Source organism: Dactylosporangium sp. NPDC048998 (assembly GCF_043197855.1).
Lineage (GTDB): Bacteria > Actinomycetota > Actinomycetes > Mycobacteriales > Micromonosporaceae > Dactylosporangium.
In genome coordinates, this window is record NZ_JBICTV010000004.1 from 450,307 (window position 1) to 464,275 (window position 13,969).

9 protein-coding genes and 1 pseudogene are annotated in these 13,969 nt (G+C 74.1%); 5 read left to right on the forward strand and 5 right to left on the reverse strand.

Translation table 11 applies throughout. The features are described 5' to 3' along the window. Window positions 1–6: 6 nt before the first annotated feature. The 3 genes and pseudogenes from rarD to eccE all read right to left on the reverse strand — a co-directional run bounded on the left by rarD (window position 7) and on the right by eccE (window position 3,990). Entirely contained in the window at window positions 7–966 is a 960-nt protein-coding gene (gene rarD, locus ACGFI8_RS12870) for an EamA family transporter RarD (protein WP_392803723.1), read from the reverse strand. A 176-nt stretch (window positions 967–1,142) separates the two neighbouring features. Continuing rightward, window positions 1,143–1,490, reverse strand: a pseudogene (locus ACGFI8_RS12875) (phage holin family protein); the annotation flags it as partial. A gap of 589 nt (window positions 1,491–2,079) precedes the next feature. Continuing rightward, window positions 2,080–3,990, reverse strand: a complete 1,911-nt coding sequence (gene eccE, locus ACGFI8_RS12880) for a type VII secretion protein EccE (RefSeq protein WP_392803725.1) — start codon at window positions 3,988–3,990, stop codon at window positions 2,080–2,082. Window positions 3,991–4,057: 67 nt separating this feature from the next. Here eccE and eccB point away from each other — a divergent pair, with 67 nt between their 5' ends. Next, a complete protein-coding gene (eccB, locus tag ACGFI8_RS12885; RefSeq protein ID WP_392803727.1) occupies window positions 4,058–5,404 on the forward strand; it encodes a type VII secretion protein EccB in 1,347 nt (448 codons plus the stop codon). A gap of 28 nt (window positions 5,405–5,432) precedes the next feature. Here eccB and ACGFI8_RS12890 read toward each other — a convergent pair whose 3' ends face one another. Continuing rightward, window positions 5,433–6,230: a DNA adenine methylase gene (locus tag ACGFI8_RS12890; protein WP_392803729.1), complete on the reverse strand. Its 798-nt coding sequence runs from the start codon at window positions 6,228–6,230 to the stop codon at window positions 5,433–5,435. Between the two features lie 135 nt (window positions 6,231–6,365). Here ACGFI8_RS12890 and ACGFI8_RS12895 point away from each other — a divergent pair, with 135 nt between their 5' ends. Beyond that, window positions 6,366–6,689 (forward strand): WXG100 family type VII secretion target, encoded by a 324-nt coding sequence (locus tag ACGFI8_RS12895; protein ID WP_392803731.1) that lies wholly within the window; start codon window positions 6,366–6,368, stop codon window positions 6,687–6,689. A gap of 25 nt (window positions 6,690–6,714) precedes the next feature. Next, window positions 6,715–7,008: a WXG100 family type VII secretion target gene (locus ACGFI8_RS12900; RefSeq protein WP_392803733.1), complete on the forward strand. Its 294-nt coding sequence runs from the start codon at window positions 6,715–6,717 to the stop codon at window positions 7,006–7,008. Between the two features lie 411 nt (window positions 7,009–7,419). Here ACGFI8_RS12900 and mycP read toward each other — a convergent pair whose 3' ends face one another. Continuing rightward, on the reverse strand, window positions 7,420–8,670 hold the full coding sequence (gene mycP, locus ACGFI8_RS12905) for a type VII secretion-associated serine protease mycosin (RefSeq protein WP_392803735.1): 1,251 nt from the start codon (window positions 8,668–8,670) through the stop codon (window positions 7,420–7,422). A 204-nt stretch (window positions 8,671–8,874) separates the two neighbouring features. Between mycP and ACGFI8_RS12910 the strand changes: the two genes are divergently transcribed. Both ACGFI8_RS12910 and ACGFI8_RS12915 read left to right on the forward strand, forming a co-directional pair. Continuing rightward, window positions 8,875–13,578, forward strand: coding sequence for an SseB family protein (locus ACGFI8_RS12910; RefSeq protein WP_392803737.1), 4,704 nt, complete (start codon window positions 8,875–8,877; stop codon window positions 13,576–13,578). Beyond that, window positions 13,575–13,940 (forward strand): hypothetical protein, encoded by a 366-nt coding sequence (locus ACGFI8_RS12915; RefSeq protein WP_392803739.1) that lies wholly within the window; start codon window positions 13,575–13,577, stop codon window positions 13,938–13,940. Before ACGFI8_RS12910 ends, ACGFI8_RS12915 begins: the two co-directional genes overlap by 4 nt. The last annotated feature ends 29 nt before the right edge of the window (window positions 13,941–13,969 follow it).

Sequence of the window (13,969 nt, forward strand, 5' to 3'; positions counted from 1 at the left end):
CCCTGCTCACACCGACTCTGTGGCCGGGGCGGTGTCCCGCTGCGGTGACGGCTCGGTCACACCGACGTCCCCGGCGCCGCGCTCGGCCCGGCTCCGGCGCGCCGCCCGGAACGCGTCCCACGTGAAGATCGCCAGCGCGCACCACACGATCGCGAACCCCACCAGCCGCACGGGCGGGAGCGGCTCGCCGAACACCACGACGCCGAGGACCAGTTGGATTGTCGGCGTCAGGTACTGCATGATGCCGAGCCCGGACAGCGGCACGCGGTTGGCGGCCTCGGCGAAGAGCAGCAGCGGCATCGCGGTGAGCAGGCCACAGCCCGCAAGCATGATCGTGTGTGCCGTCGACACCGTGCCGAACGTCGACTGATGGTGCGCGGTCAGCCACGCCAGGTATCCGAGCGCCGGCAGCGTGAGCACGCCCGACTCGAGGAACAGCCCCTCGGCCGCCGGCAGCCCGAGCCGCTTCTTGATCAGCCCGTAGCAGCCGAACGTGGCGGCGAGGGTCAGCGCGATCCACGGCAGCCGGCCGTAGTCGACGCTCAGGATCAGCACCGCGACCGTTCCGACGCCGAGCGCGACCCACTGCGCGGCCCGGAGCTGCTCACGCAGGACGAGGACGCCGAGCAGGATGACGAAGAGGGGGTTGACGAAGTATCCCAGGGAGGCCTCGACGACCCGGTCGGTGTTTACCGCGAAGATGTAGACGCCCCAGTTCACGGCGATGAACACCGCGGCGACCGAAATGCCCGCGACTAGGCGCCCGTTTCGCAGCAGCGCGCCGAGTTCGCGCCAGCGCCGGACCACGGCGAGCAGCACCGCCATGCAGGCGAGCGACCACACGATGCGGTGCGCGAGCACCTCGACGGCTCCCGCGGGCCGCAGGGCATGGAAGTACAGCGGGAAGATGCCCCAGAGCAGGTTGGCGGAGAACGCGGAGAGATAACCACGGCGCAGCGGGTCCACGCCCTACACCGTAGGCCTTGACGCCGTAAGGGGCAGGAGCCTGCCCACCCCTCACACAATGGCGTTCGTCACCGGTAGTTCTGGTACCCCCCGCCGTACTGCTGCCGAGGCGGCCCCACCTGCCGGCGGTCGTTCCGCTTGCGATCCTTGTCCCCGCGGTCCGGGATCAGGAAGTTGATGAGCCAGCTGACCACGCCGATGAACAGCGCCCCGAGCACGGCGGTCGGCCAGAACCTGTCAACACGGAACGAGAGGTCGAGCGCCTCGGCGATCTTGCTGGTGAGCAGCAGCAGCGCCCCATTCACGACGAGCGACACGAGCCCCAGGGTCAGCATGTACGCCCAGCACCCGATCGTCTTGATGATCGGCCGCAACACGGCGTTGACGACCCCGAAGATCACCGCGACCGCGACCAGCGTGAGCACCTTGCGCCCGGTGTCACCCTCGACGGTGATCCCCGAGATCACCAGCGTGGCCAGCCAGACCGTAAACGCGCTCACGGCGAGCCGGATGAGGATTCCCATGCGGGTGATCGTGCCATGCCCGCGCCAGCCCGGAACACCCCGCTATCACCTCTTCTTCCGCCGATCGCCCACCCACCCCTCCGACGATCGTCCACCTCGCGAGCCGCGTGCCCTGCCCTTCGCGTCACCCCGCCGTTCTCACACACCGCCGGCCCCGTGGCCCTGGTGCCGGCCCGGCGACCCGGCACAGCGGCGCAGCCCGGTGCCGCGGACCCCTGGCGCGGCCCCGCGCGGCACCGGGCTGGCGGCATGGCCCCGCAGTGCGGCACGAGGCTGGCGGTGCGACCCGGCGCGGTGCACAGCAAGGCGGCGCCCGGTTGGCCCGGTGAGCTGGGCCCGGGCCGGCGAGCCCCGCCAGCTGGCCGCCCGGCGGCCTCACCCGCTGAGCGCCGGCCGACGGCCCCCTGCCTTCTGAGCCGTCGCCGTGCCGCCGGGCTGCCGCCGCCGTGCCGCTGCCGCCGGGCTGCCGCCGCCGTGCCGCGCGGCGCCGCCGGGCTACGCCGCCGCCGTGCCGTGCAGTGCCAGGCCGCGCCGTCGGTCGCTGTGGCGCGGGGCCGCGGGGTCGCCGGGTCGGGTCGGTTGGCGGGGTTCAGCGGGCGGGGCCGCCGGTCAGTTGGTGTTCGATCGGGGTTGTTGACAGTCGGGTCCAGCGGACGGTTTGGCGATTGACGACGACGCCGAGCATTTCGGGGGAGATCTTTGTCAGCCAGGTTTGGGAGTCGCCCAGGCCGAGGGCTTGGCCGGCCAGGGCGGCCTCGTGCGGGGTCAGTGGTTGGAGCAGGGCCAGGTCGGAGCGGGTCAGCAGGTCGATGTCGGCCGTCGTGAGGTCGTCGCGCAGGAACAGGATGGTGCGCCAGGCGCCCTCCGGGACCGGGACCGCGCGGCCGGGGACCGGGCCCACGTCGAGGACCAGCAGCTGGGGGCTGGTCGCGGTGGCCGCCGGCGGCTCGCCCAGCCGACCCGTGGGGAGGAACGCCAGCGCCTCGGCGGTGCCCAGGCCGCGCTGGAACGACTCCCACGCGTGCGGCCTCGTCGACTGGACCACGACCCGCGCGCCGGTAGCCAGAGCGCGCAGGATCACGAGCTGGGCGCAGCGCATGCCGCCGACAAGGGCGGCGCGGGTGGGCTCGGGGCGGAACAGGCGGATCACCACCGGCTCGCCGCGGCGGTTGACGCCGAGCATGACGCCCTCGCCGCCGACGACCGGCTCGATGGCGGACAGGCGCGGGGCGGTGACGCTCGCCGAGCGCCCGCCGTCGAGGGTCAGGCCGTCGCGGCCGGTGACCAGGCCGGCGAGCACGGCGTCGTCGCCGGTCGCGCCGCCGCCCAGCGGGAGCGTGGCGGCCAGGCCGTCGAGCTGGACACCGTCGAGCCGGGCGACCCTGGCGTCGAGGCTCGTGGCGAGCCGGTGCAGGGCCGTCGTCGCGTGGGCGAGTGTCGTCGCGGTCGGGGCGGCGAGCCTGATGACGAGCTCGGCCCGCACCACCTGCGCACCCAACGAGCCGCCCGCTGGCACACCCGCCAGGCCGCCCGCTGGCACACCCACGAGGCCAGCCGCCGGCACGCCCAAAGGGGCGCTCGCTGAGGTGGCGAATTGGGCTGGTGCGCGGGCTGGGGGCGGGTCCGGGGACTGGGCGGCGAGCGAGAGCGTGGTCATCGAGGTCGGCAAGGTCAGCAGCTGGCTCATCGGCGGGCCCTGCTCGGGCCAGCGGCTCAGGCGGAACGTGGCCTGGTGCAGGCCGCCGACGCGCAGGCCGGTCCACGTCTCTTGCACCGGATGGGCCGGGTCGTGCTGGGCGGCCTCGGTCACCGCGGCGAGCGCCGAGGTCGCCGACAGCGGCAGTGCCGGCAGGCCGGCCTTGGCGAGGAGGCGGCACACGCGGCGCATGGCAACGACGAGAGACTCCTCCAGATCCGCGCGTCGATATCCGCCGGCCCGGCGCACCCGCACCGCCACGAGCACCCGCTGGTGCGCGAGCACCCGGCCGTCGGTGAGCTGCCGATAGGAGGTCGCGGCCGGTGTCGTCGACGGGGCCGGGACGGTGACGGCGCTGACGAGGAGCTGGACGCGCACCTCCGGGACGTCCCGGGCGGGCGCCGGCAGCAGCGCGCTGAGTGGCGGCAGCGGCGGCAGGGTGGTGCCCAGAAGGCCCGACAGGTCGCCGACGCGCACGATCGCGGCCAGGCCGTCGGTGTCCTCGAGCACGCCGACGTCGGTGCCGTCGACGTCGATCGACGAGGTCGCCGCACCGGGGCGGACCAGGGCGAGCAGGCCCGCGCCGCCGGCGCCCGCGGGCAGCGTGCGGCGCCGGCCGAGGAAGCGGATGCCGTCGCCGATCCACGAGGACAGCGGGCGGTGCCGGAAGCGCGCGACGGCCAGGACCAGGGCGGCCAGGGCGAACGGCAGCGCGACCAGCGCCCAGGCCGGGCCCGTCGCCCAGGCCACAACCATGAGCGCGATCGCCGCCTGCCCGAGAACTATTCGCGTCCGTGTCGACATATCGTCCCCCGCCGATGTCAGTGACGGGCTTATCGTAGGGCGCCGGTACGACAGTTTTGGGGGGCCGATGGCGTCGCGGCAGGACCAGCTGCATTCGTACCAATTCATGGTCCAGCGGGTGGTGTCGGCTCTGGTGATGCGGGACACCGACCCCGCTCAGCCGCCGTTTCGCCGGGTCGCGGGCGCGACGCTGGTCGGCGTGCTGCTCGCGGCGCTGGGCGTGGGCGGGGCGGCGGCGTTCGCGGTCCTGCGCCCGGGAGGTTCCGGCAAATGGCGCAACGACAAGGCGATCATCGTCGAGCAGGAGTCGGGAGCGCTGTACGTGTTCCGCGACGAGGTGCTCCACCCCGTCCTCAACCAGGCGTCGGCGCTGCTCATCCTCAATGCCGCCGGCGCGCCGACGGTCGTGGTGCCGCGCGGTGCGCTGGCCGGCGCGCCCCGGGGCGAGACGCTCGGCATTCCGGGCGCGCCCGCCTCGCTGCCCGCCGCGAACGGCCTGCGCAAGGGGGCGTGGACGGTCTGCTCGACCGCCGACGGATCGGTGCTCTTCGTGGGCGGCGGGCCTTCCGGCGGTGCACCCCTGGGAGAGAAAGGCCTGCTGGTGAACGGTCCGGGCCAGCAGACATACCTCGTGTGGCACGGCCACAAGCACCTCATCCGCGAACCGGGCGCCGCGCTGCCCGCCCTGGTATGGTCGGCACGCCCGCAGGTCGCGGTGGCCCAGGCGCTGCTGCATGCCGTGCCGTCCGGCACCGACCTCGTCACGCCGGCCGTGCCCGACCGTGGCAGGACCGCCCCGGCCGGCAAGGTCGGCCAGCTGTACGGCGTGACGTCCGGCTCCCGCACCGACGCGTTCCTGGTCACCGCCGACGGCCTCGCCTCCGTCACGCCGCTGCAGGCCGCGCTGCTGCTCGCGGCCCCGGAGACGCAGAGCGTGCAGGGCGGCGGCAAGCTGATGCCGCTGAGCCCGGCCGAGTTTTCCGCGCTGGTCCGGGGAGGGCAGGTCAAGCCGTTCGCGCCGGATCGCGGCGGAGACGGCGCGCTGCCCGCCGCGCCGCCGGAGCTGCTCGACACGCAGCCCAACGAGGTGTGTACCGCGGATGCCATCACGGTCGGCGCCACCCCGCCGGACCTGTCCCACGCGCTCAGGACCGCCTCGGCGACGGCGGAGGGTGCGGTGCTGGCGGACCGGGTCGTGGTACCAGCCGGATCAGGCGCCCTGGTGCGGACCGAAACGGGCGTGTTCATGCTGGTCACCGACCTCGGCCGGCGGCACACCGTGCCGGTGCCCGATGCGCTGGGCGCGCTCGGGTACGCGGGTCAGCAGCCCGTCGACGTGCCCAGCCAGGTGGTCGCGCTGCTGCCCGCCGGCCCGGCACTCGACCCGGCCGCGGCCGCCCAACCGGCCCAGTAGTCGCTCAGTAGCCGGCTCAGTAGTTGGCTCAATAGTTGGTGAGGACCAGGTCGAAGCTTGCCCGGGCGGCGGCGCGCAGGTTGATGTCGCGCCGGGTCGCCATGCGGGTGGCGTGAAACCCGGCGTAGATGCGCCGCGTTGCCTCGGTGTCACTGTTGGTCATCGTCAGCAGTACCCCGCGATCTGACGCGTCGCGCATCTCGGCCGCGAGCCGCTCGTGGTCGGCGTCGCGGAACTGGCCCGCGGTGTACCGCTTGAAGTCGGCGAACCCGCCCTCGGGCAGGTAGGGCGGGTCGAGGAACACCCAGTCGCCGGCCGCCGCCTCGCGCAGGGCGTCCGCGAAGTCGCAGAGCCGCACGTCGACTCCGGCGAGCGCGCGGGAGGCCTCGAGCAGCGTTTCGCGGCGATAGTACGGCCTGTCGTAAGCCCCGTACGGCACGTTGAACCCGCCGCGACGGTTGACCCGCCACAGGCCCCGGAACGCGGTCTTGTTGAGGTAGATGACCCTGGCCGCGCGCTCGACCGTGCCGAGCCGGGCCGGGTCCTGCCGCCTGACCAGCTCGAACTGCTCCGGCGTGTTTGGCATGGCGTCGAGGCGCGCCATCACCGTCTCCGGGTCGGCGGCGACCGCCTGGAAGCACGCGACGAGCTCCGGGTTGGCGTCGGACAGCACCGCCTTGGCCGGCCTGAGCTCGAAGAAGACGGCCGCGCTGCCCATGAACGGCTCCCAGTACCGCCCGGTGAACGCGGGGGCGGCCGCCACCAGTTGCGCCGCATAGCGTGTTTTGCCGCCGGCCCACTTGATGAACGACCGGCCCTCCGCCATGCCGCACATCATAAAGGCGAAATGCCGGAAGTTATCCACAGCTTGCGATCGGGGGTGGTGAGGCATCGCCGGTTGCCGATACCGTCGGGCGAGGCCATGCCAAACGTCCACTAACGAGAAACGGGGTGATCGCCGGTGGCCCAGACGACACAGGCCCAGCAAGCCGAGCTCAATGCGGCGGCCCAGCGGTTCGAGCAGGTCAACGGGGAACTGCAGAGCATGCTCAACACGCTGATGCGCGAATTGGAAGTGACGCGCGGGGGCTGGCAGGGCGCCGGCGGCCGGTCGTTCGAGGCGGTCAAGGCCGCATTCAAGAACGATCAGGATGTGCTCAACCGAAGCCTTCTGGACACGGCGGAGGGGCTCCGCACGGCGGGGCAGAACTACGACTCCACCGACACCGAGGCGGCGAGCACCATGCGCCGCGCCGGCCGCGCCGACCTTTCCGCACTCGGCTGACCTGGAGGCATCTCACATGGACGACATGCTGGTAGTCGACTTCGGCGCCCTGGAGCACGCGAGCCACTCCATCCAGTCCGCGCTCAACACGCTGCACGCCCGCCTCGACGAGGTGTCCCAGCTTGGCAAGCGCCTCACGGCCGGCTGGCAGGGCGACGCCAAGGACGCCTACTCGGCACGCCAGGCCAACTGGGAGCGCGCCGGCGCCGACCTGGCCCAGATGCTGCGCGACATCAAGGTCGGCGTCGAGGACTCGATGCAGCGCTACCGCGAGACCGAGCTGCGCAACACCCACCTGTTCCCGGGCGGCGGCAGCTGAGCCATCGCGATCGGTAACTCCGGCGGCGCCCTCCTCCGTTCACGCGGCGGGCGGGGCGCCGCCTTGCCTTCTCCAGGTGCCGTCGCCCCCCGGCTCCAGGGTGCCGTCGCTTCCGAAAGTCAGGCGCAAGCGCCCAACTTTCGGAAAAATCATCATTCTGAGCGCCCCGTTGGCATCTCGATGAACCAAGTCCGGGCGGCGCTGGCCGGGCGTGCGATCTGCGCCGACCGGCGTGCGCGGTTCGCCGTGATCACGGAGTCAACGTGTACAAGGAGCAGCACGTTCACTCTGTGATGATGGAAGACCCCGCGCGCCGCGACCGCCGCGATCGGCGGGGACTCAGGGCCAATTCCGCTCGGCAGGCGTTTCCAGTCGGCCGCGCGGGCGTTTCGGGCCAACCCCGGGGCGGAGTCATGGGCCGCCGAAGGCTGGGGCGGTCGGGTCGGGGTCGGGAGCCGTGGCTGGCGGGAGTTCGCGCACGCCGGGGCGCCAGGCGCGGCGGCGGCCGCGGGGGAGTACCGCGGCGATGAGGAACGCGACCAGGACCGCGCCCAGGCCGGTCAGGGCCAGGAGGATCGTTCGGTGGCGGGCCTCGGACTCGCGGTCGGCGTTCGGGTGCCTTGCGGTCTGGGCCAGAGGCTGGGCGGCCGGCTTCGGGGAGGCACCCAGGTGCTCGGTCAGAGCGCGGTACGGGTTGAGCAGCCCGGCGCCGTAGCCGGGGCCCGCGCGGCCGCCGTCGGCGGTGGCCTTCAGCTGAGCGGAGACCTGGGCGGCGGTCAGCTCGGGGCGGTACTGGCGCAGCAGTGCCGCGGTCGCGGCGACGAACGGGGTGGCGAAGCTGGTGCCGTCCATGGTCGTCCAGCCGTCGGGTGTTGCGGTTGTCACAATCTGCGTGCCGGGGGCGACCAGGTCGACGTACGGGCCGGTCTGCGAGGTCGGCAGCCGCTGGCCGTCGGGGGCGGTCGCGCCCACGCCGATGACGCCGTCGTAGGCGGCCGGGTACGGGGTCCTGTTGCCCTGCTCGGCGCCGTTGCCCGCGGCGGCGACCACGACCACGTCGTTGTCCAGGGCGAACCTGACGGCGTCGCGGACGACGGCGTCGTCGCGGTAGGAGACCAGGGAAAGGTTGATCACCTGGGCGTGCCGGGCGACGGCGTCGCGGATCGCGTTGGCCAGGCCGGCGGGGGTGCCGGGCCGGCCGGTCGCGCCGCCGTCCTCGCCCTCGATCAGCTCGCTGACGCGCAGGGCCAGGATCGTCGCGGCGGGGGCCAGGCCGCGCAACGGGGAGCCGGCGACCGGGCGGGCGGCGATGATGCCGGCCACGCCGGTGCCGTGGCCGACGCAGTCGAGCACCGAACTACCGCCGTCGAGCTGGTCCGGGCCGGCCTGCACGGCGCCCTGGAGCTGGGCGTTGCGCGCGTCGACGCCCGAGTCGATCACCGCCACGACGATGCCGCGGCCGTCGGCGAGGGCGTTGAGGCGCGTCTGGTCGTACCGCTGCTGGGTCCATGGCGTCCCCGACGGCGCCGGGGCGGGCCGGCGGACCGGGCCTGGGCAGGCGGCCGGCGCCCGGGCGGCAACGGGATCCGCGGCGAGACATCCCGCGAGGCTCAGCAAAACCGCCAAACCGGACATCGCGTACCTCCGCGGCATGCGCACCATGCTAGGCAATCGGGCATCGATGGGTTGCCCCGCCGGAAACTCCCCCGTGCGGGTGCCGCGAATGAGACAGCGCTGTGAGCGGCGGGGCTTCGATCGCTATGCTGGCCGGAGCGCTTGCCCGCGTCGTACCCCTCGAATTGCCGTGGCCATATAGGTTAGGTTTCGGCGACGCGGCGGTTTCCGAGCCCGAAGAGGGGGTGGCCGTTGAGCGAGTGGGAGCCGGCCACCGAGGCCGAGGTCGCCATGCGTGACGCGCTGCGCACGAACGACCAGGAGCAGTATTTCCGCATCCTGGCGCGCACGGACGTCCTGCTGCCGATCGCGCCCGACGGTTCAGCCTCCAGCGAGGGCGGCTGGGGCACGTGGACCACCGAGGGCCGCACGCATGTGCTCGCCTTCACCTCGCCGTCCGCGCTGCACGAGTGCCTGGCGGGCCATCCCGGCACGCACCGCCGGGTGCCGTTCCGTGATCTCGCCGGCATCTGGCCCAACGTCGACTGGTGGCTGGCGGTCAATCCCGGGCTGCCGATCGAGGGCTACCTGCCGTCGTGGTTCGTGACCCAGATCAGCCGCGGCGACGTGCGCCTTCCGGGCCGCACGCTGGGCGCGCGCGCCCGCATGGAGCAGGCCAGCTCGCGCACCCGGGCGGTCGCGCAGGTACCGGTGCGAAGCGTGCCGAACCAGCCCGCTCCCACGCCGATCGAGCGCCAGCGGATGAAGGCCGACCAGGCCGGGCAAGCCGGGCGTGCGGGACAAGGCGGACCTGCCTCGGGCCCATTCGTCGCGCCGGTGTCGAGCGCCCCGCCTGGGTCGTCTGTGCCCCCGTCATCTGCGCCGCCTTCGTCCGTTCCGCCCCGGCGCGAGGTCCCGCCGCCCGACGTGGCGCCTCCCGGGGCGTTTCTACCGACCCGGGCGGATCGCCCCATTCACTTCGAGCGCTCCGCGGGTCGTTCCGCGTTCGCGCCAACGCCGCCGAGTTCATTCGCCGGCGGCGCGCCCGCGGTCCCGCCGCCGGCCGAGAACGGCGCGCCCACGTCCCCGGCGCCGACCTCGGGTGCCGGCGCCGCGCGAGGCCGGGCCTCCTTCCCCGGCGCCGCCTCCCGCGGGCTGTTCGACGAGTCCGACCGGCTGGACGTACCGGGCGAGCGCGAGCTGTTCGCCGGCCTCGACCGCGGCCCAGCGGCGCGCACCGACCTGCCCACCCGGCCGCAGAACGGCGCCCCCTCGTCCGGCCTGCCGACTCGCCCGGTCGGCGGCGGCGATCCGGGACTTCCGGCCCACCCGGCGCGACCGATGGGAGGCGAGTCGGGCCTGCCGAGGCGCCCCGCCGGTGGGGGCGATCCAGGTCTGCCGTCCCGCCCGGTCGGCGGCGGTGAACCGGGTTTCCCGTCGCGGCCCGTCGGTGGTGGCGAGTCCGGCCTGCCGTCCCGCCCCGTCGGCGGTGGCGAGTCCGGCCTGCCGTCGCGGCCCGTCGGTGGCGAGGCGGGCGGGGACGCCGGGGGCGACCCGCGCCGGTACTGGCCGCGCCGCGAGCCCGCGCGCAGCCTGGGCGAGATCTTCACCGAGCACGCCGAGCCGGTCATTCCGGCCGCCTGGCAGCCGCCGCCGGACCTGCCGCGCCCGGCGGGCCCGCCGCTGCCGACCCGCCAGCCGCAGCCCAGCCGCATCGAGCCGGAGCCACCGACCGCGTTCCGGCCCGGGGGCCAGTTGCCGCCGCGGCCGGGCGCCGAGGATCCCGCCGCGTTCCGGTCCGGGGGGCCGTTGCCGTCGCGACCCGCGTCCGGTGAGCCGGTTTCGTACCGCCCGGGCGAGTCGTTGCCGCAGCGCCCCGGTTTCGAGGACCCGTATCGTGCGGGCGAGTCGCGACCCGTCTCCGGCCAGCCGGCGACCTACCGGGCCGGGGAGTCGCGGCCGGTGTCGGGCGAGCCGGTTTCGTACCGCCCCGGCGAGTCGTTGCCGCGCCGCCCCGGTGCCGATGACCCCTACCGCCCCGGCGGCGCGCTGCCGTCGCGGCCCGACCTGGTCGATCCCGGCGCGTTCCGGCCGGCCGCCGACGAGCGGCCCGCGCTGGGCGACACCATGCCGCCCGGCGAGAGCACGCAGCCGATCAGGTCCGGGTGGGCGGGCTCCGCCGAGGTTCGCCCCGGCAGCGCCGGCGAGGCGCCCGTCGCCGAGCCCGGTCCGGCGCCGTTCGGTGACGTCGCAGCCGGGGCGCGGAGCGCCGGGTTCGGGCGGGCGGCCCTCGACGACCATCCGTTCTTCGCCGATGAGCCCGCCGCAGGGGCGTCCGGGCCCGCCGCGTTCGAGCCGCGTCAGGAGCCTTCGTCGCAGTCGTGGACGGCCGCGACGAGCGAGCCGCGCGAGGAGCAGGCGTCGCCGTCTTGGACGGCCATGAGCGAGCCGCGCGAGGAGTCACCGTCTTGGACGGCGACGAGCGAGCCGCGTCAGGAGCCTACGTCGCAGTCGTGGACGGCCGCGACGAGCGAGCTGCGTGAGGAGCAGGCGTCGCCGTCTTGGACGGCCGCGATGGGCGAGGCGCGTGAGGAGCCCTGGACCGGCGCGGCTAGCGGGGCGCGTCAGGAGCCGGACGGGGACTCGTGGCCGGGGGCCGAGGCGCATCGGGAGTCGGGTGCGGAGCCGTGGTCGGCTGCGGGGAGCGCCGAGGTGCGCCAGGAAGGCGCCGCGCAGCCGTGGCAGGGTGGCGGGGCCGAGCCGCGCCAGGAAGCCGAGCCGTGGCAGGAGCAAAGGTCCGGACCTTCGACCGAGGCGTCGTCGCTGTTCAGCGGGCGGGCCGAGGTGCAGTCGTCGTTTTTCCAGGATCGGGCCGAGCCGACGCGGTCGTCCTTCGGCGGCGAGGCCGACGCGCCGCGGTCGTTCCTCGGGGACCAGGGCGAGGCGCCGCGGGAGGACGAGCAGCGGCCGTTCTTCGACGACGAGCCGGAGGCGCGGCCGTTCAACGCGTTCGCCGACTCGCGGCCGGACGAGCCGCCGATCCGGGACCCGTACGCCGCCCTTGCCGACCTGCGCTCCGACCCCGATCCGGACGACCTGGCCCAGCCGTCGTTCGCGTCCGGCGTCGAGTCGCTGGCGAAGACCGGACTGGTCGAGCCGCGGCCGGAGGAATCGCAGCCCACCGAACCGCCGGCGAGCGAGGCGCGGCCCGCCGAGCCCTGGTCAAGCGAGCCGTGGACCAGCGAGCCCTGGTCGAGCGAGGCGCGAGCCAGCGAGCCGTGGGCGAGCGAAACAGGGGCCAGCGAGCCCTGGTCGAGCGAGGCGTGGTCGAGCGAGCCATGGGCCAGCGAGCCACGGGTCAGCGAGCCGTGGGCGAGCGAGGCGCGGTCGAGCGAGCCGTGGGCGAGCGAGCCACGGGCCAGCGAGCCGTGGGCGAATGAGGCGCGAGCAAGTGAGGCCTCCGCCAGTCCGCAGTCGAGCGAAACACGGGTCGGCGAATCGTGGGCGAGCGAGGCGTCCAGCAGCGAGTCGTGGGCCAGCGAAGCGCGAGCGAGCGAGGGGTCCACTCCCGAGACCCAGGCTGACGAGTCGTGGGCCAGCGAGGCGGACAAGGAGAACAGCGGGTCGTTCTTCCTGCCCAAGGCGGCTCGCGAGGCGGCGCCGTCGGGGGCTGAGCCGTCGCCCGAGCTGCGGTCGTTCTTCGAGGAGGGCGCCGCCGAGCGGCCCGACTTCCAGCAGGACTTCGCGGACCTTCCGGTCGCGGGCGGGGACCCCACGCCGGGCGCGAGTGGGAGCGAGGCCGGGTTCTCGTGGACGTACGAGGGGGAGCGGGCCGAGCCGACCACCTATCACGTCGATCCGGTCCGCGAGCCCACGCACGAGCCGGTGTACGAGCCGGAGGTCGTCGAGGACGCGCGGTTGCGGCTGCACGAGGAGATCGTCGACGCCGAGGTCGTGGCGCCGGTGCGGCCGCGGCCGAAGCCGGCCGACTCGGACTTCCGCCCGGCGAACACGGTGGAGAAGGACCTGCTCGAGGCGGTGCAGGCCAACAGTACCGACCGGTTCCTCTCGACGTTGCTGCTGGCCAAGGTCCTGATTCCGTTCTGGACCGGCGATGGGCCCGTCACCCCGGCGAACTGGCGCACCGAGCACATGAACGGCCTGCCGCACCTCGTCGTCTTCACGTCGCAGGAGCGCATGACGGAGCGGCTCGGCGCCGATGCGCAGGGCAGCTGGATCAAGTTCACCCGGCTCATCCGGCACTGGCCGCCCGGCGACCAGCTGGCGGTCGCGATCAACCCGGAGTCGCCGGCCGGGGCCGTGCTGCCCGGCACCGAGGTCGTGCAGCTCGCGACGTGGGCGACCGAGCTCGGGCTCGGCGTCGACGACCCGGATGAGCAGCCCGCCCCGGAGTCGTCCAGGCCGGCGCCGCAGGCCGCCCCGCGGCCCGCGTACGAGCCGCCGGGCTCCGGGCGCGAGCAGGTCATGCAGAAGCCGATCTCGCCCGAGCAGCTCTCGCACTATCTCGAGCGCAACTACGACCGGGTCTCCGGGTTCGTGCACCGCGCCGGCGAGGTCGCGCACCTGCAGACGCCCGAGCAGTTGTACAACGCGCTCGGGCTCGGTTACGCGGGGTCCTCGTTCAAGCCCGACGCCGACGAGGCCTACGTGCTGCGCTGGATCGCCTACCGCGGCGACCTGTACCGCATCCCGTACGGCGGGTCGTCGCACGATGCGATGCGCGCGATGGAGGGCTGGGTCATCGAGCGGCCACCGTTCCGCGGCAACGGCTTCGCCCCGAGCGAGACCGGTGACGTGATCGCGGAGTTCAAGGTCGACAGTGCGCGGCTACCGCACAACGCCGAGCTGTGGCGCGTGCGCCGGGACGGGCGGGAGGACCTCATCGCCCGCCTCGACGCCGACGGGCCGGCGTGGCGGAAGGCCGGCCGGTCGTGATCCGCGACGGTTACGCGGCGCGCTGGCACGGCGCCGAGTACGAGGCCAGCCCCGACGGCGACGACGTCCGGCTCTACCGCCCGGACGCGAGCGACGGCTTCGAGGAGGTGCGCCCCGGCCGGCACCGCCGCATCGTGCCCCGCGACGAGGTGGACGACCTCGTGTACGTGCGCACCACCTGCTTCTGGCGCGACCAGCCGTTCATCGTGCTCGGCGAGCACGACGGCTGGTTCCGGGTCGAGTACACGGGCGGCCGCGCGCCGGTCGCCGCCGAGCTGGGGCTCGAGGAGTTCGACTACGGCGTGTACCAGGGCTGGGCGCCGCGCGCCGAGGTCAGCGAGCTGCGCGAATACCGCGTGTAACGGCTCTTGGCACCGCGGACCTGGCAGGG

Excerpts from the sequence above, each read along its gene's own strand:
- mycP (WP_392803735.1), bottom strand. The coding sequence starts at position 8,670 with ATGGTGCGCATGCCGCGGAGGTACGCGATGTCCGGTTTGGCGGTTTTG.
- eccB (WP_392803727.1), top strand. The coding sequence starts at position 4,058 with ATGGCGTCGCGGCAGGACCAGCTGCATTCGTACCAATTCATGGTCCAG.
- ACGFI8_RS12900 (WP_392803733.1), top strand. The coding sequence starts at position 6,715 with ATGCTGGTAGTCGACTTCGGCGCCCTGGAGCACGCGAGCCACTCCATC.
- eccE (WP_392803725.1), bottom strand. The coding sequence starts at position 3,990 with ATGTCGACACGGACGCGAATAGTTCTCGGGCAGGCGGCGATCGCGCTC.
- ACGFI8_RS12890 (WP_392803729.1), bottom strand. The coding sequence starts at position 6,230 with ATGGCGGAGGGCCGGTCGTTCATCAAGTGGGCCGGCGGCAAAACACGC.